The sequence below is a fragment of the Erysipelatoclostridium sp. An173 genome (genome assembly GCF_002160495.1).
GTDB lineage: Bacteria > Bacillota_I > Bacilli_A > Erysipelotrichales > Coprobacillaceae > Thomasclavelia > Thomasclavelia merdavium.
The window spans coordinates 116,086-135,580 of sequence record NZ_NFKR01000005.1; the positions used below are offsets into that span (position 1 = coordinate 116,086).

At 29.6% G+C, this 19,495-nt stretch carries 18 protein-coding genes and 4 tRNA genes; 19 read left to right on the forward strand and 3 right to left on the reverse strand.

Annotated features, from left to right (window positions below):
• Positions 1–12: 12 nt before the first annotated feature.
• Complete coding sequence (locus B5F09_RS03800) at positions 13–813, forward strand: SDR family oxidoreductase (RefSeq protein WP_087371806.1); 801 nt, start codon at positions 13–15, stop codon at positions 811–813.
• A gap of 52 nt (positions 814–865) precedes the next feature.
• On the opposite strand, the gene B5F09_RS03805 is transcribed toward B5F09_RS03800, so the two are convergent.
• Complete coding sequence (locus B5F09_RS03805; RefSeq protein WP_087371809.1) at positions 866–1,852, reverse strand: DUF3810 domain-containing protein; 987 nt, start codon at positions 1,850–1,852, stop codon at positions 866–868.
• A gap of 146 nt (positions 1,853–1,998) precedes the next feature.
• Between B5F09_RS03805 and B5F09_RS03810 the strand changes: the two genes are divergently transcribed.
• The 10 genes from B5F09_RS03810 (at position 1,999) to B5F09_RS03855 (ending at position 13,352) form a co-directional block, all read left to right on the forward strand.
• Positions 1,999–2,304, forward strand: coding sequence for a PTS sugar transporter subunit IIB (locus tag B5F09_RS03810; RefSeq protein WP_087299839.1), 306 nt, complete (start codon positions 1,999–2,001; stop codon positions 2,302–2,304).
• 87 nt (positions 2,305–2,391) lie between these two features.
• Positions 2,392–3,303, forward strand: a complete 912-nt coding sequence (locus B5F09_RS03815; RefSeq protein ID WP_087299837.1) for an AEC family transporter — start codon at positions 2,392–2,394, stop codon at positions 3,301–3,303.
• Between the two features lie 384 nt (positions 3,304–3,687).
• A complete protein-coding gene (locus B5F09_RS03820) occupies positions 3,688–6,285 on the forward strand; it encodes a pectinesterase family protein (RefSeq protein WP_087371812.1) in 2,598 nt (865 codons plus the stop codon).
• A 180-nt stretch (positions 6,286–6,465) separates the two neighbouring features.
• On the forward strand, positions 6,466–8,484 hold the full coding sequence (gene recG / locus B5F09_RS03825; RefSeq protein WP_087371815.1) for an ATP-dependent DNA helicase RecG: 2,019 nt from the start codon (positions 6,466–6,468) through the stop codon (positions 8,482–8,484).
• A 37-nt stretch (positions 8,485–8,521) separates the two neighbouring features.
• The gene (gene plsX, locus B5F09_RS03830; RefSeq protein ID WP_087299831.1) at positions 8,522–9,496 is read left to right on the forward strand and encodes a phosphate acyltransferase PlsX; all 975 of its coding nucleotides are present in this window, start codon (positions 8,522–8,524) and stop codon (positions 9,494–9,496) included.
• A gap of 1 nt (position 9,497) precedes the next feature.
• The gene (gene rnc, locus B5F09_RS03835) at positions 9,498–10,178 is read left to right on the forward strand and encodes a ribonuclease III (RefSeq protein ID WP_087371818.1); all 681 of its coding nucleotides are present in this window, start codon (positions 9,498–9,500) and stop codon (positions 10,176–10,178) included.
• Between the two features lie 103 nt (positions 10,179–10,281).
• Positions 10,282–10,578, forward strand: coding sequence for a LysM domain-containing protein (locus tag B5F09_RS03840; protein ID WP_087299827.1), 297 nt, complete (start codon positions 10,282–10,284; stop codon positions 10,576–10,578).
• A gap of 67 nt (positions 10,579–10,645) precedes the next feature.
• Positions 10,646–12,115 carry a nicotinate phosphoribosyltransferase gene (locus B5F09_RS03845; protein WP_087371821.1) on the forward strand — a complete coding sequence of 490 codons (1,470 nt, stop codon included), beginning with the start codon at positions 10,646–10,648 and terminating at the stop codon, positions 12,113–12,115.
• A gap of 9 nt (positions 12,116–12,124) precedes the next feature.
• Positions 12,125–12,505, forward strand: coding sequence for a hypothetical protein (locus B5F09_RS03850; protein ID WP_087371824.1), 381 nt, complete (start codon positions 12,125–12,127; stop codon positions 12,503–12,505).
• Positions 12,506–12,518: 13 nt separating this feature from the next.
• Positions 12,519–13,352, forward strand: coding sequence for a prephenate dehydrogenase (locus tag B5F09_RS03855; protein ID WP_087299821.1), 834 nt, complete (start codon positions 12,519–12,521; stop codon positions 13,350–13,352).
• A 29-nt stretch (positions 13,353–13,381) separates the two neighbouring features.
• On the opposite strand, the gene B5F09_RS03860 is transcribed toward B5F09_RS03855, so the two are convergent.
• Positions 13,382–13,897, reverse strand: coding sequence for a putative immunity protein (locus B5F09_RS03860; protein WP_087371827.1), 516 nt, complete (start codon positions 13,895–13,897; stop codon positions 13,382–13,384).
• 21 nt (positions 13,898–13,918) lie between these two features.
• A complete protein-coding gene (locus B5F09_RS03865) occupies positions 13,919–14,206 on the reverse strand; it encodes a DUF1905 domain-containing protein (RefSeq protein ID WP_087371831.1) in 288 nt (95 codons plus the stop codon).
• A 220-nt stretch (positions 14,207–14,426) separates the two neighbouring features.
• On the opposite strand from B5F09_RS03865, the gene B5F09_RS03870 reads away from it, so the two are divergent.
• The 8 genes from B5F09_RS03870 to B5F09_RS03905 all read left to right on the forward strand — a co-directional run bounded on the left by B5F09_RS03870 (position 14,427) and on the right by B5F09_RS03905 (position 19,465).
• The gene (locus tag B5F09_RS03870) at positions 14,427–14,960 is read left to right on the forward strand and encodes a helix-turn-helix domain-containing protein (protein ID WP_087371834.1); all 534 of its coding nucleotides are present in this window, start codon (positions 14,427–14,429) and stop codon (positions 14,958–14,960) included.
• A gap of 10 nt (positions 14,961–14,970) precedes the next feature.
• The gene (gene potA, locus B5F09_RS03875; protein ID WP_087299813.1) at positions 14,971–16,014 is read left to right on the forward strand and encodes a spermidine/putrescine ABC transporter ATP-binding protein; all 1,044 of its coding nucleotides are present in this window, start codon (positions 14,971–14,973) and stop codon (positions 16,012–16,014) included.
• On the forward strand, positions 16,014–16,871 hold the full coding sequence (locus B5F09_RS03880) for an ABC transporter permease (protein ID WP_087299811.1): 858 nt from the start codon (positions 16,014–16,016) through the stop codon (positions 16,869–16,871). Before potA ends, B5F09_RS03880 begins: the two co-directional genes overlap by 1 nt.
• Positions 16,822–18,687, forward strand: coding sequence for an extracellular solute-binding protein (locus B5F09_RS03885; protein WP_087371839.1), 1,866 nt, complete (start codon positions 16,822–16,824; stop codon positions 18,685–18,687). Before B5F09_RS03880 ends, B5F09_RS03885 begins: the two co-directional genes overlap by 50 nt.
• A 377-nt stretch (positions 18,688–19,064) precedes the next feature.
• A tRNA-Cys gene (locus B5F09_RS03890) sits at positions 19,065–19,139 on the forward strand.
• 7 nt (positions 19,140–19,146) lie between these two features.
• Positions 19,147–19,235: transfer RNA gene (locus B5F09_RS03895), tRNA-Leu, on the forward strand.
• Between the two features lie 71 nt (positions 19,236–19,306).
• Positions 19,307–19,383, forward strand: a tRNA-Arg gene (locus tag B5F09_RS03900).
• A 5-nt stretch (positions 19,384–19,388) separates the two neighbouring features.
• A tRNA-Pro gene (locus tag B5F09_RS03905) sits at positions 19,389–19,465 on the forward strand.
• The last annotated feature ends 30 nt before the right edge of the window (positions 19,466–19,495 follow it).

The window sequence follows — 19,495 nt, forward strand, 5'->3', positions numbered from 1 at the left end:
GAGGAATAAAAAATGGAAAATGTTATGGATTTATTTAGATTGAATCAAAAGGTAATTGTTGCTACTGGAGCTAGTGGCTATTTATGTTCGCATTTTGTTGAAGCAATAGGACAAGCTGGTGGTAATGTAGCGATGATTGATATCCCGGCTAATGAAGAAAAATTAAAAGAATTACAAGCACGCCTACAAAAAGAATACAGTGTTACTGTTAAATATTATTTAGCTGATAATTCAAAAGAAGAAGATATAAAAAGAGTTAGTGAACAAGTATTTAATGATTTTAAACGAATTGATGGTTTAATTAATGCCGCCGGTGTAAATCAACATGGCAGTATTAAAGATTATACTGGAAAAGATTATGAACGATTAATGAATATTAATGTTGTGGGGACATTCTTGTGTTGTAAATATTTTGGTAAGTATATGGTTGATCAAAAACAAGGATCGATTGTTAATATTGCTTCGTTTACAGGGACAATTGTTAATAAACCGCCTTTTAATATGTCAGGTTATTGTACTTCTAAAGCTGGGTTATTACACTTAACTAGAAGTGTGGCGAGTGAATATGGTGAATATAATGTACGTGTTAATAGTGTATCACCTGGTTTTTTAGAAAAAGGAATGAGTAATGTAAAAAATTTCATTAAATTAAATGACCCTAGAGTGTTTGAAAATTCAATGAATAATACACCAATGCATCGTGTTGGTAAACCTTCTGAGTTAATTGGGGCAGTTATTTATTTGTTATCAGATGCTTCGACTTATACAACGGGAATCGATATTGTTATTGATGGTGGTTATCACGTTTGGTAGTAAAATAACTTTGATAAATCTAGTATTAAAGCCAGTAGTTAACTGCTGGCTTTTAAAATAATTCTTGATCAACACAATATGAATAAAGCAAATCAACAAACATTGAATAACTGCCGGTTCCTTTACTAACTGAATTTATTTTTAAATAAGTGTCATTAATGCTATCAGTTATTGAAGCAAAAATATTATTATATTGTTGCCAAAACTTATTATTTTTTTGTAACTCGCTAATGATATTATCTGGTAAACGATCATAGTATTCACTAACATCAATATTATTTGAATTTAAAGCATTGGTAACGTATACAAATGCAGTTAAATATCCGCTATAATTAAAATACGCATTATTAGAATTTATACAGGCTAGATATGCTAAAAAGTTTGCTTCATCTTCAGCCATATAACCAGCTAAATGACTAAATTCATGACAGATTGAAAATGGTTTGTTATAAGTAGGCATATCTTTATTGTAGTTGGCTTCAATTGTAAACGGTGAAAAAATTCCAGAAAGATTACCCATGGTCATTAATTTTGAAAAAAACATTGGTTTAGGATTTGGATAATAACCAGGAATTATCTTATTCATTGCTATTTTAGCTTCGCTATGAATTTTCTCAATCGAAATTTCATCAGCTTTTAGATTGATTAATTTATCAGTAATATAATTACATAATTTCTTTAAATCATCATTATTATATTCTAAATGCGTAAATGACATTTCTTTTTCTAATGGCATGCGATGATAATTTATTCCAGTAGTCAATGTAAAGATAAGGATAGTAACTAAAAGATAACGTACAATCAATGTAATAGAACGATATTTAATAGTAATAGCTAGTAAGCCAATAACTAAAATGATAACTAACCATTCAAATATTGAAAAGGGCATAATACTACTAATTCGCCCAATAGTATTAACAAATATTTTTGAAACATTTGTTGCATACCATGAGGCAAAGTCAGTTGAATTACTAGCAATAATATTAAGTAATAAGATAATGATAATTAAAATAAGATTTTTTTCATAGCGCTCACCTATTAATTAAATGTATTAGAAATTATAATTGTTGTCAAATATAACTATAATAGATAGATTATTAAAATATATTTTTAAATTATGAAAATTCTAGTATTTTTATTATCGTTGTGATAAAATCACTTCGTTAATTGGAACGGAGGTATATTATGTATAAAATTTTGTTATGCTGTAAATCTGGTTTAACTACTAATATGCTTGTAAATGCAATGAAAAAAGAAGCTAAAAAAAGAAATATTAATACATTAATCTGGGCTATGGCAGAAAGTGCAATTTCTCATTCATGGACTGACGCTGATTGTGTTTTAGTAGCACCTCAAAATGCTGGTGAAATAGAAGATATAAAAGGTATTGTAAACAATACTATTCCTGTTGATGTAATTGATAGTGATAATTTTGTAAAAATGAATGGACAAGCAGTTTTAGATCAGGCAATTAATTTAGTAAATAAGTAAGTTATTCTTATGAATAGCTTATTTTTTATTTAAAAAAATTAATATAGATGTTAAAATAAAAAAACGTTGTATATAAGAGGGTTTTGTATGATAGATGTATTAATAAAAGCATTAGGATTTATACTTGTAATTATTATTGGTTTTGTTTTAAAACAATTTAAGATTTTGAAAAAAGAAGATGGCTATATATTAGCGACAATAATTATGAATGTTACCTTGCCATGTGCACTATTTTCTAATGCTAATGGTATTACAATTAATGGGGCAATGTTAATATTGATTGCAATTGGAATTATTGTCAATTTAATAATGGTTGCTGTTGGCTACTTTGCAAGTAATGGTAAACCAGCACCTACTCAAGCAGCATATATGATCAATTGTTCTGGTTATAATATTGGAAATTTTGTTTTACCATTTGTTCAAGCTTTTTTCCCAGGTATGGGAGTTGCTTATTTATGTATGTTTGATGTAGGAAATGCCTTGATGGGTTTAGGAGGAACTTTTGCAATTGCTTCTAGTGTTGTAAATAAACAGGAAAAGTTATCTGTCAGTAATGTGTGTAAGAAGTTATTTTCTTCGATTCCGTTTGATGTCTATATAATTATTTTCTTTTTAGCACTATTCAAGATTAGAATTCCTGATGCAGTTTTATCAATAACCGATTTTATTGGCGCTGGTAATGGCTTTTTGGCGATGTTAATGATTGGATTATTACTGGAAATAAAAATTTCTCGAAATGATTTTAAAGATTTGATTCGTGTTTTAGGAATTCGTTTGTTAGGAAATTTTATTTTAATGTTTGCTTGTTTTATGTTTTTACCTTTACCGCTATTAGCTCGTAAAATTTTAACAATTGCCTTGGCTGCTCCAATCAGCACTGTAGCTGCCGTTTTTACTAAGCAATGTCGTTATGAAGGGGAAGTGGCCGCTGTTGCAAATTCGTTATCAATAATAATTGGAATTGTAGTGTTAGTGGTTTTATTGATGGTTTTTGTTTAATGATAATATTGATATCTTTAAGAGGCGTTAGCCTCTTTTTTTGTTGTTTGATAAATTTAGTTTATTGATAATAAATGTTAAAAATAGTTGAATTTATCAAAAAATATTAATTTTAACAAAAAATTAATTTTTTTAAAAACAATTTGTTTAATTTACGATAAATTTAAGATAAATAAAGGATGATTATGTGATTTATTGATGTTTTTTTAACGTAATTACAGTATTTTGGAAGAAATTAATAGATTAGAAAATGTATTACATAAGTGAAAATAAAATTGTGATTTAATTGTTATTAAGTCAAAAAACTGTGATATATTCGACTTTTTTTGCGTTGTTTAGACTTTTGGGGTGTGTTAAAGTAGCAATTGAAAGGGGGATTTTTAAATGAAAAAAAGGATTTTTTCGCTAATAACTGTCTTTGCAATGATTGTTAGTATTGTATATAGTGCAACAACTATTGAAGCCATGCAAAATAGAGTTTGGGTTACTAATAATCAACAAGAAGACATAACTACAATTGAAAAAGGAACTGGTGAATGGCAAGATATTAAAATCGATGCTACAGTTGGTAAATTTGCACCTCGTGATACTGATCTTCAAATTAATCCAGGAACAATTTTATCAATTCCAGTAAGTGGCAATGAACTAGGCGCTAATATCATTTTGAATTTATCTGGTGGTAGCTGTGAAGTAGTAGTAGATAACCAAACTTATACTAATTCTTCAAATAAAGTTACTATTCCAGTAACAAATACAAGTGATACAATGGTTGATGTTACTTTTAAAATACAAAGTTATATTAGTTCTATTGAATTGTCTTACACACAACCGGAGGCTGAATATCCAGGAGTTCCTGAAGGTATCGAAGCTAGTGATAAAGAATATTATTTTAACACTCTTGATTCTTTAAAAGATGAAAACGGTAATGTACAAGAAAATGCAAATCTTGAAGGGGTCAAAGGAAGTTATGATGATATTTTAGTTGATGCAAGAAATGGTAAATTTAATATTCAAGTTGACCAAAACCGTGTGGCAATTAATCCAGGAACAACTATCTATGTGCCAGTTACTACTGATTCAAAAGGAGTTTCATTAGTTATCGCTGGAACGATTGATGGTTCTACACCAATTGATTTAACTGTTGATGGAAAAGTGGCTAATTCAAACTCTAATATTGCTTTAACAGTTGATGATACTAAATATGTGACAGTGACTTTTAATTCAAAAGCATATGTTAGTATGATAAAGGTGGATTATGGTAGTGATAGCGGTTATGGTGTTCCTGAAGTAACAGCAAAAGATAAAAGCTGGGATTTTACCAGTACTTCAAGTGTTACAAGACCAGATTTACAGTTTGAAAAAGGAGAATTTGATGGAATTCAAATCGATGCTTCAACTAGTAAATTTGCACCTCGTGAAAATGATACACAAATAAATGGTGGAACTATTTTATATTTACCAATAGCTGCCGATAGTGAAATAGCTTTAACGGTCAGTGGTAACAACTACAACAACCTAGATGTTGAGTTTAATGGACAACCAATTTCAATTGGTGCTGAAACTGTTTTTAAAGCAGATGAAACTAGTTATTTACCACTTACCTTTACTGGAACTGGTAGCTGTTATTTAGATGGAATTGTAATTGATTATAGTAGTGATAATGCTTCTGTAAGTCATACAGTTCGTGTTGGTACAAGTTCATTAGCTAATTATTCTAGTATTCAAAGTGCGTTAGATAATGAAGTTTCTAGTGCAGCTACACCATTAATTATTGAATTAGAAAATGGTGTTTATAACGAAAAGATATCTGTAAATCAGCCAAATGTAACTTTAAAATCAATTAGTGGTAATAGTGATGATGTAATTATTCAATCTAATTATTATTCATCAAATACTTTTGATGATGAAGGGAATTTCGTTCCTCAAGATGAAAAAGATGTTGGAACTGATCAAAGTGGTACAATTATCGTTGGTCCAAAAGGAACAAATTTTTCAATGTATAATATAACTGTTGAAAATACTTATAATACTAAAGATAATACTGGTAAAGATCAACAAACACCAGCAGTTGCTTTATGTATTAATGCTGATAAAGTACTTGTTAATAAGTGTAAAATTATTGGTCGTCAAGATACTCTTTATGTAAAAGGACCTAATAATCGTATATATTTTAAAGATACTTATATTGAAGGAACTGTAGATTTTATCTTTGGTAATGCTGATGCTTATTTTGAACAATGTAATTTACATATGGCTTATTTCAATGGTAAAGATAACGGTTATTATACAGCACCAAACACTAATGAAGACAATCAAGGTTTAGTGTTTAATCAATGTCGTTTAACTGCTGATTCACGAGTTGAAGATGTAAGTTTAGGGCGACCATGGCAAAATGAATGTTATACTGAATCTATTCGTGTTGATGGTTCAACATTAGTTACTTATTTTGATCCTGATATACCTAATCCAAATTATAAAAATATTGGTTCAGCAACTACTTTTATTGATTGTTATATGACCGATCAAATTCAAAATGAACGTTGGAACGTATGGACACGTAAACATGTTAATGGCAGCACTGTTAATGTAACATATGAAGATACAGTTGAATTTATAGAATATAACAGTATGGATTTAGATGGTAATTTATTATCACCTGAAGATTATGATATTGTTTTAGGTAAAATGGAACATGTTGATAGTAAAACAACATTAGAAGAGATTTTAAATAAAATGAGAATTGGTAATGGTTTAGGACAATGGCTACCAGAAATTATTCCTGATGATAATCCTGGTATTGTAACTCCACCAGAACAAACTACAGATGATGAAAATCAAGCTGGAAACAATCAATCTTCTTCTACTTCAACAAGTCAATCTGTAAAAACAGGTGATACAGCTCAAATTACTATTCTTGTAGCTGGAACAATTATTGCTTTATGTGGTATCTTCGTTACTAGTAAACGTAGAAGTAAAATCTAAAAATGTTTTTTATAGGAATAGGATAAAAACTATTCCTTTTTTTATCTAATACAAAAAGACCTTGTTACTAGATAATAACTTTTGTATAATAAATACATTGTATATTAAGATAGTTATTTTTTAAAAACTATTAATCTAGATATTTTAGTTAAAATAATATACAATGTTGTTGGTGATAATATGTCAAAGGAAATACCATTACAACAGTTAAAAATAAAAGAAAATAGAATTCTTTTACTAAATAATATGGATATATATTCAGTGCGGGATCTTGTTTTACATTTTCCCTATCGTTATGAAATAATTGAAGCAACACCTTTAATAGATAATGAAAAAGTTATTATTGAAGGTGTTTTAGTTGATGAACCTAAATTATTTTATAAAGGTCGTCTATCAAGATTAACATTTTCTATTTTGTATCAAGGCGAAACATATCGGGTGACAATTTTTAATCGTCATTTTTTAAAGAAAAATATGCATAATGGAATGACTTTAACAGTCATTGGTAAATATAGTCAAAAAAATCATAGTATTACTGCAAGTGACGTTAAGTTAAAACCTTTAAATGAATTATCTGGAGTAACACCGGTTTATTCGTTAAAAGAAGGAATAACCCAAAAGTCATTTCAAGGATATGTAAAAAAGGCATTGGCATTTTATCATAATCATATTCAAGATCAAGTACCGATTAGTTTGATGGTAAAACATCATTTGATCCATAAAGAATTAGCATTAAATTTAATCCATTTTCCTAGTAATAAAAAAGATATTATCGAAGCGTTAAGATATTTAAAATATGAAGAATTTTTACGTTTTCAACTTACAATGCAATATATAAAATTATCTCGAAAAGAGAATATTGGAATAAAAAAAGAATTTGATCATCAGCTATTAAATGATTTCATAAAAAAATTACCTTTTAAATTAACCGAAGATCAGGTAAAAACAACTAAAGAAATATTAACTGATTTACAAAAAGAAACAGTAATGTATCGCTTTGTCCAAGGGGATGTTGGAAGTGGTAAAACAGTCGTTGGGGCCATTGGTTTATATGCTAATTATTTAAGCGGTTATCAAGGAGCATTGATGGCACCAACAGAAATCTTAGCTAATCAGCATTATCAATCGTTAATAAAACTATTTGTAGATACAAATGTAGAAATAGCTTTATTAACTGGACATTTATCAAATGCTAAAAAACAAGATATTTATGATAGATTGCAAAGTGGTAAAATTGATATTGTAGTAGGAACCCATGCTTTGTTTCAAGAAAAAGTAAATTACAACAAGCTAGGATTAGTTATTACTGATGAACAACATCGCTTTGGAGTAAAACAACGTAAAGCGTTAAAGGAAAAAGGAAAACAGGTTGATTTTATGGTTATGTCAGCTACTCCAATTCCTAGAACGTTAGCTATTAGTTTATATGGAGATATGGATGTTTCAACAATTAAAACGATGCCAGCGGGTCGTAAACCAGTAATTACAAAAGTAATAAAATCTTCTAGTATGCGACCAATCTTAAAAGATTTGAAAAACTATTTAGCAAGTGGTGGTCAATGTTATGTAGTGTGTCCGCTTGTTAGTGAAAGTGAAGCATTAAATAGTCGTGATGCAACGAGTATTTATCAAGCGATGAAAAGTTATTTTCAAGGACATTATGAAGTTGGATTATTGCATGGTCAAATGGATGATGAGACTAAAGATGAAATAATGGCTCGTTTTAAAGAAAATCAAATTCAAATTTTAGTTTCCACAACAGTTATTGAAGTTGGAGTTGATGTTAGTAATGCTAACTGGATGGTTATTTATAATGCAGAACGATTTGGATTGAGTCAAATTCATCAGCTTCGTGGTAGAATTGGTCGTGGCAGTCAACAAGGGTATTGTTTCCTTTTAACTAATTCGTCACTTAGTGATGCATTAAAACGGTTAGAGTTTTTAGAGTCGTGTAATGATGGCTTTGAGGTTTCATATTATGATTTAAAAATGCGCGGTCCTGGAGATGTTTTAGGTGATCAGCAAAGCGGCTTACCAGTTTTTTTGGTTGCTGATATTTTTGAGGATGCTAATATTTTAGAAATATCGCGTAATGATGCAATTGAATTGCTACATAGTAAATCAAATGATCCAGCTTATTTAAGATTAATAAAAGAAATTGAAGAACAATTAACAGTTAATAATAAATATATTGATTAATTTATGTTATAATTAAATTTAATACGAGGTGAAAAAAATGAAATTAGGTATAGATGCAATGAGTGGGGATTTGGGTAGCGAAATTGTTGTAGAAGCATGCTTATCGTTTTTAGAAAAAAATAAAACTGATGAATTGTATGTAGTTGGAAAAATTGAAGAGTTACAGGCGTTAAATAATCATCCCCAAGTAGTTTTAATTGATGCTAGAGAAATACTTGAAATGACTGAAAACATTTTAGCGATTCGTAGAAAAAAAGAATCTAGTATGGTAAAAACAATGATGTTAGCTCGTAAAAACGAAGTGGATGCAGTTTTATCTTGTGGTAATACTGGTGCTTATTATGCTTGTGCAATGTTATTTTTAAAACGAATTGAAGGAATTGAAAAGTCTTGTTTAATGGCAATGTTGCCTACTTACAAAGGTGATAATGTTGCTATGCTTGACGTTGGGGCAAATTCTGAAAATACTGCTAGTCAATTAGTTTCTTTTGCAGTAATGGGTAGTGTTTATGCTCGTAATGTTCGTAAAATTGAAAATCCTAAAGTTGCTTTATTGAATATTGGTAGTGAGCATCATAAAGGTGATGAAGTTCATCAAGAAACATATAAATTATTAGAAAATATGAAAGAAATTAATTTTGTCGGTAATATTGAAGGTAAAGAGATTTTAGACGGTGATGTTGATGTAATTGTAACTGATGGTTTTACTGGAAATGTTGCTTTAAAAACAACTGAAGGTGTTGCTAAGGTTCTAGTAAAAAGCTTAAAAGAAAGTTTAATGTCTTCAACAAGAACTAAAGTAGGGGCATTGATGGCAAAGCCAGGATTAAAACAATTAATGAAAAAATTTGATACGAAAGCAGCAGGGGGTGCTTTAATGATGGGATTTGAAAAACCAGTAATTAAGGCTCATGGTTCTAGTGATGCGATTGCTTTTGAAAATGCTATAAATTTAGCGTTTGAAATGGTATCAAGTAATGTTGTTGAAAAAATGAAAGAAGGATTGAAATAAGGTGAAATTAAAAGAATTTTTAGATAAAATGGAAGTGCCATATCGGCATTTAGATATTTTTAAAGAAGCTTTTACTCATCCCTCATATGCCAATGAAAACAAAATGAAAAAACATGATTATGAACGATTAGAGTTTTTAGGAGATGCAGTTTTACAATATCATGTTTCTCGATATATATTTGACTTATATCCAGATTTACCAGAGGGAAGATTGACTAAATTAAGAGCTAAATTAGTACGTGAAGAATCATTGGCACGATTTGCAAGAGAATTGGATTTAGGACCATTGATTTATCTTGGTGCTGGTGAGGTAAATAATGGTGGTCGTGATCGTGATAGTGTATTAGCTGATATTTTTGAAGCTTTTATTGGTGCTGTTTGTCATGATTGTGGACCTGATCATGTTGAAAAAATATTAGAAAAAACAATTTATAAGCATGTTGAAGATGTTAATTATGATGATATTACTGATTTTAAAACTAAACTTCAAGAATTGATTCAAGCCGATCAACGTAAAACAGTAACATATGATCTGCTTTCATCTAGTGGCCCTTCAAATAATCCGGTTTTTGAAATGGCAGTAAAAATGGATGATATGATTTTAGGAGTTGGCACTGGTTCCTCTAAAAAAAGAGCTGAACAAAAGGCTGCTAAAGATGCTTTAAATAAATTAGCTCGATAACAGACTTCGGTCTGTTTTTTTTGTACTAAAAATATTTTGTTTATAGATTTTTTGCCTATATCTTTTATTTATCGATGAATAGGGTAAAGTAGGAGGGATGAACATGTACGAAGATTACATGGATAATTTATTCGATCGTCAGGCGGCTCCAATTGTGGCCCCTAAAGTTGGTGATATATTTTTATATACAGTATCTCGAGGTGATAATGTCTATGCAATTGCTAGAAGATTCAATACACGAGTAAATTATATTAAAAATATGAATGATTTAGAGGATAACTTATTAATATTTCCAGGCCAACAGTTGTTGATACCGGTGTTATTTCAAAATGTGCCACCAGTAAAACCAAAACCACAACCTAAGCCACAGCCACGTCAATCGTATGAACTATATTTCTAAAATAACTGGATTTTTAAATAGAAAGAGTTTATGATATTGTTAAATATGTATACGAGGAGTAGTAGATATGAATTTTCATGCAGGTAGTAAACGTAATTTGACATTAGTAATGGATCTATATGAATTAACGATGTCATATAATTATTTTAAACAAGGTAATAAAGATGAATATGTATACTTTGATATGTTTTATCGTAAAAATCCCGATAATGGTGGTTTTTCTATTTTTGCTGGATTACAGCAGTTGATTGAATGTATTAAGGATTTGCATTTTAGTGAGGGAGATATTGAATATCTCCGCTCACTAAATAAATTTGATGAAGATTTTTTTGATTATTTAAGAGATTTTAAATTTACTGGTTCAATCTATGCGGTAAAAGAAGGAACGCCAGTTTTTCCTAATGAACCGTTAATTACTGTTAGAGCAAAATTTATTGAAGCTCAGCTGATAGAAACTTTATTATTAGTAACAGTTAATCATCAATCATTAATTGCTACTAAAGCTCATCGAATTGTTCAAGAAGCTAAAGGACGAGCAGTAATGGAATTTGGGGCACGTCGCGCTCAAGGATATGATAGTGCAACTTATGGTGCTCGAGCTGCTTATATTGGTGGTGTTGCCGGAACTGCAACCGTTTCAGCAGGGATGATGTTTGGTATTCCAGTTGTTGGAACAATGGCTCATTCTTTTGTGCAATCTTTTGATAGTGAATTTGAAGCTTTTAAAGCATATGCTTTAACTTATCCTGATGATTGTGTACTATTAGTAGATACTTATGATACTTTAAAAAGTGGTGTCCCTAATGCAATCAAAGTTGCTTTAGAAGTATTAAAACCAATGGGTAAAAAATTAAAAGGAATTCGTCTTGATAGTGGCGATATTGCTTATTTATCTAAACGAGCTAGAGTGATGTTAGATGTTGCTGGTTTACACGATACTACAATTACAGCGTCTAATTCTTTAGATGAATATTTGATTCGTTCTTTATTGGACCAAGGTGCTCAAATTGATTCATTTGGGGTTGGTGAAAATTTAATTGTATCGCACAGTTCACCGGTATTTGGTGGTGTGTATAAATTAGTAGCAATTGAAAAAAATGGTGAAATTATTCCTAAAATTAAAATATCTGAAAATACTGAAAAAATTACAAATCCTGGTTATAAAAAAGTTTATCGCTTATTTGAAAACGAAACAGGAAAAGCTATTGGTGATGTTATTGCTTTTCATGATGAAAAAATTTCTAGCGATCAGGATTTAACAATTTATCATCAATCAAATATTTGGAAATTTAAAACAATATTAGCTAATACATATACTGTTGAACCATTACAAGTTCCGGTTTTTGTAGATGGGAAATGTGTGTATCCTGAATATACGGTAAATGAAATTCGTGAATATTCAAATCATGAAAAAGAACGGCTATGGGACGAGGTGTTTAGATTAGAATACCCACATGATTATTATGTGGATTTAACAAAAACATTATTAGATTATAAATTAAAAATGTTAGAAAAGAAAAATAGAGAATTACAATAGAGGTAAATTATGGCAAAATTTGAACGTAAGGTAGAAAGACAGAAAAGTGAATTTACTTTTTCAAAAAAACCACCTGTAAAAGTATCTAAATTTAAGGAATTTAAAGAGAACTTTAACTTTAGATGGATTCCGACAGACTGGAAATCAATTTTATTGCTTGTTTTTGATTTTTTAATTCCAAGTTTAATAGTAATACCATTACTTATGCAATTTGTTGATCAGTTTATGGCCTTTATCATTGGTCATGGTGCGATTACAAGTTTATTGATTGTAGTATCATTTTACTTATATAATAAAAAGAAACCTTCAATCTGGGGATTGTTGGGACGTTATTGTTTTTCATGTTTGATGATTTCAGCAGTATCTTTTGTAATCCTTTTATTTGTATAAGGAGAGGGATTGCATGAAAATAACAATAGTTGGCTTAGGTGTAATTGGCGGAAGTTTTGCTAAGGCTTTAAAAGGTCAAGGACATGAGGTTTATGGTATTGATGTTGATAAAAGAACATTGCAAATGGCTAAAGATGATGGAACAATAATTGAAGGATTTGTTGATGGAAAAGAAATTATTCCCCAATCTGATCTTACGATTATTTGTTTATATCCTTCGTTAGTCATCGATTTTATAAAAAATAATACTTTTAAAAAAGGAAGTATTATTACAGATGCAGTTGGAATTAAAACATATTTTTTACAAGAAGCATTTAATTTAATTGATGAAGATGTTGAATTTGTCAGTGGCCATCCAATGGCTGGTAGAGAAAAGAAAGGCTATGAATACGCTAGTAAAGAAGTTTTTGCAAATGCAAATTATATCTTAATTGAACATCCAGTAAATAAAAAAGAATCGATTAGTTTTATGGAATCTTTTGTTGCTACACTTGGTTTTAAAAGTGTTAAAATTATGTCACCAGAGGCTCATGATGAAGTTGTTTCATTTACTTCGCAATTGCCTCATGCTTTAGCGGTTGCTCTAATAAATAGTGATAATCAAAAATATGATACTGGAAAATATATTGGTGATTCTTATCGTGATCTAACAAGAATAGCTAATATTAATGAAAATTTATGGTCAGAATTATTTTTAAAAAATCGTGATCATTTATTAGCGTCGATTAATTCTTTTGAAGAACAGTTAGATATGATTAAACAGGCTTTATATGATGATGATGAAGCAAAATTAAAAGAAATGTTTATTGAATCATCATTACGACGTGAAAAATTAGAAAAAAAGTAAGCACATCAAATTTTTTATTGATGTGCTTTTTAACAATTCCATTTAATTTTTACTGGTTTTGATTCATTTAAAATAGCTCTTTTTTGCAAAGAAGCAAGTGCTTCTTTTAATTCGTTACTTGCTAAGTTATCATAGTTTTCCTGACTATCTTTCAATCCTAATTTAAAATATGCAATAGCAGCACTTCCATATAATAAAAAACCAAAAGCATTACTTGGGGTTTGAATTGTTGCACAAGCAGTTGATATTGCTTTAATTGCGGCTAAATTTATTGGTTCATTTGTTAGTTCTTTGGCATTTTGACGCATCTGTTTGATAGCTGATTTAGCTTTTGGCAATTTACTTTTATCGTTAATAGCTTCTTTGCATATTTTTATTAATTCATCAGTATTATCATTAATATTATAAATTGGAAAATATTTTTCATATGCATAATCAATTGCCCAGTTTGCAAGGGTTTCTTTGCTTTGGGTTTCGATTAGTCGCATTAAATCTTGACATTCTTTAGAATTGATATCACCTAACATCTTTTTTAATCTTACCATTGTATTGCCTCCTTATAAAAATTATTCTCTTTCTTTAATGATTACATGGACTAAGTCCAGATCACCTTTATTGATTTTATTTCTGATTCTTTTGGGAATACCGATGATATAACAAATGCTGCCATCTTCATTTTTGACTCCCATATTAACTATACTGTCTTGATATGGCTCATTATCAAATAGGGCTAAAACTTTAACACGACCACGATCGAATTCTTCTTTAATGTTCCAAGGAAAAATAACATAGGCACCACCATTATCTAAATTGCAATGTATTTTTTCGTCATATTCATATATTTTTTTATTCATATATTTTTTTATTCATCTAATCACTCCTGATATTATTTATTATACTGTTTTAGTTGTCTTTAGTATATTATTTTACCAATAATACTTTATATTAAATAAAAAATTTATTATTTTAAACAAAAAAAGTATAATATATTAAACAAATTGTTAAATATAGGTTGCTTTATTGACATTTTTCGCTATAATTAGGCTGTTATGAAATTAAAGATGGAGGTGTTTTATGGATATTGGAAGTAAAGTAAAGCGATTACGTCAAGCCAATGGTCTTACTTTAGAAGAATTAGCTAATCGTAGTGAGTTAACCAAAGGCTTTTTATCGCAGTTAGAACGTGATTTAACTTCACCTTCAGTAGCGACTTTGGAAAATATTTTAGAAGCTTTAGGGACTAATTTACAGGAATTCTTTAGTGAAAAACAAGAGGAACAGATTGTTTTTAAAAAAGATGATTTTTTTGAAAATATTCAAGATGAATATAAAATTTCTTATATTATTCCTAATGCTCAAAAAAATGAGATGGAACCAATATTGATTGAATTAGAAAAAAATAATCAGTCAATGACGATTGATCCTCATGAAGGTGAGGAATTTGGTTATGTTGTTCAAGGAAGGGTTAAATTAGTATATGGTGATAAGGAATATGTGTTGAAAAAAGGTGAAACATTTTATTTGAAAGGGTTAGTTGCACATTATTTATCTAATCCAGGAGAAACAAAAGCAAAAGTGATTTGGGTTTCAACACCACCATTATTTTAAAGGAGAGCGTATGACAAAATTAATTGAGTTAGATAATTTGACTAAAGAATATAATGGTCAAGTTGTATTAAAGGGAATTCATTTAGATATTAATGAAAAAGAATTTGTAACTTTATTAGGACCTAGCGGTTGTGGTAAAACAACAACACTAAGAATTATGGGTGGTTTTGAAGAAGCTAATGGTGGACGAGTTTTATTTGATGGTCAAGATATTAGTTCATTACCTCCATATAAAAGAGAATTAAATACAGTATTTCAAAAATATGCATTATTTCCACATATGAATGTTTTTGATAATATTGCTTTTGGATTAAAAATTAAAAAAATGGATAAAGATACCATTAAGCATAAAGTTGAAAGAATGTTAAAACTAGTAGGTTTAGAAGGTTTTGGACCTCGTAATATTAATCAATTATCTGGTGGTCAACAACAGCGGGTTGCTATTGCTCGGGCATTAGTAAATGAACCTAAAGTTTTATTATTGGATGAACCACTAGGAGCATTGGATTTAAAACTTAGAAAAGCAATGCAAATTGAATTAAAAAATATTCAACAAGAAGTTGGGATTACATTTGTATATGTAACCCATGATCAAGAAGAAGCCTTGACAATGTCAGATACAATTGTCGTTATGAATGAAGGGCAGATTCAACAGATTGGTTCACCAACTGATATTTATAATGAACCTGAAAATCGTTTTGTAGCTCAATTTATTGGTGATTCTAATATAATTGAGGGGACATTTGTTAAAGATTATTTAGTATCTTTTGATAATCAAGAATTTGAATGTGTTGATAAAGGTTTTGATGAGGGACAGGAAGTAGATATTGTTTTACGTCCTGAGGATTTAGATATTGTTGATGTTGGTAAAGGGAAAATCGAAGGTGTTGTAAGATCAATTGTATTCAAAGGGGTACATTATGAAATTATTGTAGAAACAAAAGATCGTAATTATATGGTACATACTACTGATATTAGTGAAGTAGGAAAAAAAGTTAATTTAGATTTCTGGCCTGAAGATATTCATGTCATGGAAAAAATGGGTACATATTAATGAAACATTTTCGTAAATTAGTAGGACCATATTGTTTTTGGCTGTTTGTTTTAACAGTCGTACCAATGTTTTTGATTATGATCTATGCTTTTGTTGCTAAAGGAAATAATGTTGCAACATTTAAATTTACTTTAGATAATTTTACTAAGTTTTTTGATCCGATATTTATATCTGTTTTGATCAAATCATTTGTTTTAGGAATAATAACAACTGCTTTGTGTTTGCTAATCGGTTATCCGGTTGCTTATGCGATTTCTAAGTGTAAAGAAAAAACACAAACGTTATTAATTTTATTGATAACATTTCCAACTTGGATCAATATGTTAATGCGTACTTATGCCTGGATCAATATTTTAAGTAATAAAGGAGTAATTAGTAATATTTTCCAATTATTTGGTTTCGGTGAAGTTAGCTTGTTATATACTGATTTTGCGGTAGTGTTAGGAATGGTTTATGATTTTTTACCATTTATGATTTTACCAATTCATACTTCGTTAACAAAAATGGATAAATCATTGATTGAAGCAAGTAATGATTTAGGAGCTAGTCCTGTAACAACATTTTGGAAGATAACTTTTAGATTATCACTAGGTGGTGTTTTAACAGGGATAACTATGGTCTTTTTACCATCAATATCATCATTTGTAATTCCAAAATTATTAGGTGGTGGACAATATTCACTAATTGGTAATTTTATTGAACAGCAGTTTATTAATGTTGGAGATTGGCATTTTGGTAGTGCTGTTTCATTGATTTTGGCTATTTTGGTTATTATTTTAATGGGATTAATTAATCGAGTTGAAAAATATGCAGGATATCAGGAGGAAACTAAACGTGAAAAAACAAAAAAGGTTTAAGGGTTCTCTAGGTATTGTTTTAACATTAATTTTTCTATATATGCCTCTAGTGGTAATGGCGATTTTTTCTTTTAATGATTCTAAGTCGCTTTCAAGCTGGAGTGGTTTTTCGATTAGATGGTATCAAGAATTATTTAATAATCAGCAAATGATTGATGCAATTATTGTATCAGTTAGTATTGCTATTTTATCGACAGCAATTTCGACTGTTTTAGGAACAATAACAGCAATTGGTATTTCTAAATCTAGACCAGTTTTAAGAAAATTGATTTTACAAATAAATAATTTACCAATTATGAATCCAGATATCGTTATTGGGATTTCTTTAATGTTATTGTTTTCATTTATTAAAATTGAAAAAGGGTATTTAACGCTATTATTAGCACATATTACTTTTTGTACACCGTTTGTAATTACAAATGTTTTACCAAAAGTACGTCAGTTAGATGTTAATTTAGCTGATGCAGCAATGGATTTAGGGGCAACGCCGTTTCAGGCATTGACAAAGGTTATTTTGCCACAAATTAAACCAGGAATTATTTCAGGGGCATTATTAGCATTTACAATGTCTTTTGATGATTTTATTATTTCTTATTTTGTAAGTGGTAATGGTATTGAAAATATTTCGATTGTTATTTACAACATGTCAAAAAGAACGAATCCTAGTATCTATGCTCTAGCTACAATTATTTTAGTAGTAGTGTTATTGTTTGTTTGTATTGGGACAATTGTACCTAAATTCTGCCCAAAATTTACTAAAAAGATTGTTAATAGTAAAGTAGTTAAAGTTGCTTTGGCAGTTTGTATGATTATTGCTATTGGCTGGTCTATTTCAACAGGTACATCAAAAAGAACCTTAAGAGTTTATAACTGGGGTGAGTATATTGATAAAACTGTTCTTGATGAGTTTGAAGAAGAATATGATTGTCAAATAATTTATGAGACTTTTGATTCTAATGAGATAATGTATACTAAATATATGAGTGGAAATTCATATGATATTATGGTGCCTTCAGAATATATGATTGAACGGTTGATTAAAGAAGATCAATTACAAAAGATTGATAAAGATTTGATACCTAATATTTCAAATATTAATGAAGGGGTTTTAGGACAATCATTTGATCCTAATAACGATTATTGGGTGCCATATTTCTGTGGTAATGTAGGAATTTTATATGATAAGACTATTGTTGATGCTAAAGATCTAGAAGAAGGCTGGGATATTTTACGTAATACTAAATATAAAGGCCAAATATATATGTATGATTCTGAAAGAGATAGTTTTATGGTAGCTTTAAAGGCGTTAGGATATTCAATGAATACAACTGACCAACAAGAAATAGATGCTGCATATCAATGGTTAATTGACCAAAGAGCGGAAATGGATCCGGTATATGTTGGTGATGAATCAATTGATACTATGATTAGTGGTTTAAAAGCTATGGCTATTATGTATTCTGGTGATGCAGCAGCTGTTATGGCTGAAAATGAAAATATGGAATTTTATATGCCAGATCAAGGAACTAATATCTGGTTTGATGGTTTTGTTATATCTAAAGAATGTAAACAAGTTGAATTGGCTAATCAGTTTATTAATTTTATGATTTCAGATGAAATATCTTATCGAAATACAGTAGAAGTAGGTTATTTAACTGCAAATGTTAATGCAGCTAACCAAGCATCTAAAGAAGATTTTAATGGAATTAGTGCTTATGGAATAAGAACTGAAGACAATGATGAGATTTTTGCATATCAAACTAATGAAGTTAAAGAAATGTATAACTCTCGTTGGACTAAAGTAAAAGCTAAATAATAGATATAGATTTTGATAAAAGAGGAAACTTAACATCGTTTAGGTTTCCTTTTTTATAGTTTTAAGTTATTTAAATAAAGAGTATTAATTATATTTTGAAAAAGTTAAATAGAAATAGATAATAAATAACAAAATAAAAATTAGTATTAAAATTGTTTAAAACAACGTATTTAGGTAGTTTTAGGTTATTTTTTTAAAAAAAATTAAAAAAATAAGAGATAAAAAAATGATGATTATTAGCCATAAATTTGGTTTTAAATTAATTTTTATTTAAAAGTTAATGATTTTTTTGTAAAAAAGGGTTGCAATTCTTTAAAAGATAACATATAATAAAAAAGCAGTCCGGCAAGGGCAGTAAAAAAGAAAAACGAAATAATGGTTCCATGGCCAAGTTGGTAAGGCAGCAGACTGCAACTCTGTTATCATCGGTTCGAGTCCGGTTGGAACCTCCATAATGTTGCCCAGGTGGCGAAACTGGTAGACGCACAGGACTTAAAATCCTGCGGACCTCAAAATCCGTGCCGGTTCGATTCCGGCCCTGGGCACCATTAAATAAATAGTCAAAAAAAGACTTGCAAATAAAAATGAATTATGCTAATATATGTAAGCATTACGAAATGCGCTAGTAGCTCAACTGGATAGAGTGCTTGACTACGGATCAAGAGGTTGTGGGTTCGATTCCTGCCTAGCGCGCCATTTTTCGGGAAGTAGCACAGCTTGGTAGTGCACCTGGTTTGGGACCAGGGGGTCGCAGGTTCAAATCCTGTCTTCCCGACCATTGAAAAGGGGCCTTAGCTCAGCTGGGAGA

Excerpts from the sequence above, each read along its gene's own strand:
- B5F09_RS03800 (WP_087371806.1), top strand. The coding sequence starts at position 13 with ATGGAAAATGTTATGGATTTATTTAGATTGAATCAAAAGGTAATTGTT.
- B5F09_RS03810 (WP_087299839.1), top strand. The coding sequence starts at position 1,999 with ATGTATAAAATTTTGTTATGCTGTAAATCTGGTTTAACTACTAATATG.
- B5F09_RS03815 (WP_087299837.1), top strand. The coding sequence starts at position 2,392 with ATGATAGATGTATTAATAAAAGCATTAGGATTTATACTTGTAATTATT.
- B5F09_RS03820 (WP_087371812.1), top strand. The coding sequence starts at position 3,688 with ATGAAAAAAAGGATTTTTTCGCTAATAACTGTCTTTGCAATGATTGTT.
- recG (WP_087371815.1), top strand. The coding sequence starts at position 6,466 with ATGTCAAAGGAAATACCATTACAACAGTTAAAAATAAAAGAAAATAGA.
- plsX (WP_087299831.1), top strand. The coding sequence starts at position 8,522 with ATGAAATTAGGTATAGATGCAATGAGTGGGGATTTGGGTAGCGAAATT.
- B5F09_RS03840 (WP_087299827.1), top strand. The coding sequence starts at position 10,282 with ATGTACGAAGATTACATGGATAATTTATTCGATCGTCAGGCGGCTCCA.
- B5F09_RS03845 (WP_087371821.1), top strand. The coding sequence starts at position 10,646 with ATGAATTTTCATGCAGGTAGTAAACGTAATTTGACATTAGTAATGGAT.
- B5F09_RS03850 (WP_087371824.1), top strand. The coding sequence starts at position 12,125 with ATGGCAAAATTTGAACGTAAGGTAGAAAGACAGAAAAGTGAATTTACT.
- B5F09_RS03855 (WP_087299821.1), top strand. The coding sequence starts at position 12,519 with ATGAAAATAACAATAGTTGGCTTAGGTGTAATTGGCGGAAGTTTTGCT.
- B5F09_RS03860 (WP_087371827.1), bottom strand. The coding sequence starts at position 13,897 with ATGGTAAGATTAAAAAAGATGTTAGGTGATATCAATTCTAAAGAATGT.
- B5F09_RS03865 (WP_087371831.1), bottom strand. The coding sequence starts at position 14,206 with ATGAATAAAAAAATATATGAATATGACGAAAAAATACATTGCAATTTA.
- B5F09_RS03870 (WP_087371834.1), top strand. The coding sequence starts at position 14,427 with ATGGATATTGGAAGTAAAGTAAAGCGATTACGTCAAGCCAATGGTCTT.
- potA (WP_087299813.1), top strand. The coding sequence starts at position 14,971 with ATGACAAAATTAATTGAGTTAGATAATTTGACTAAAGAATATAATGGT.
- B5F09_RS03880 (WP_087299811.1), top strand. The coding sequence starts at position 16,014 with ATGAAACATTTTCGTAAATTAGTAGGACCATATTGTTTTTGGCTGTTT.
- B5F09_RS03885 (WP_087371839.1), top strand. The coding sequence starts at position 16,822 with ATGCAGGATATCAGGAGGAAACTAAACGTGAAAAAACAAAAAAGGTTT.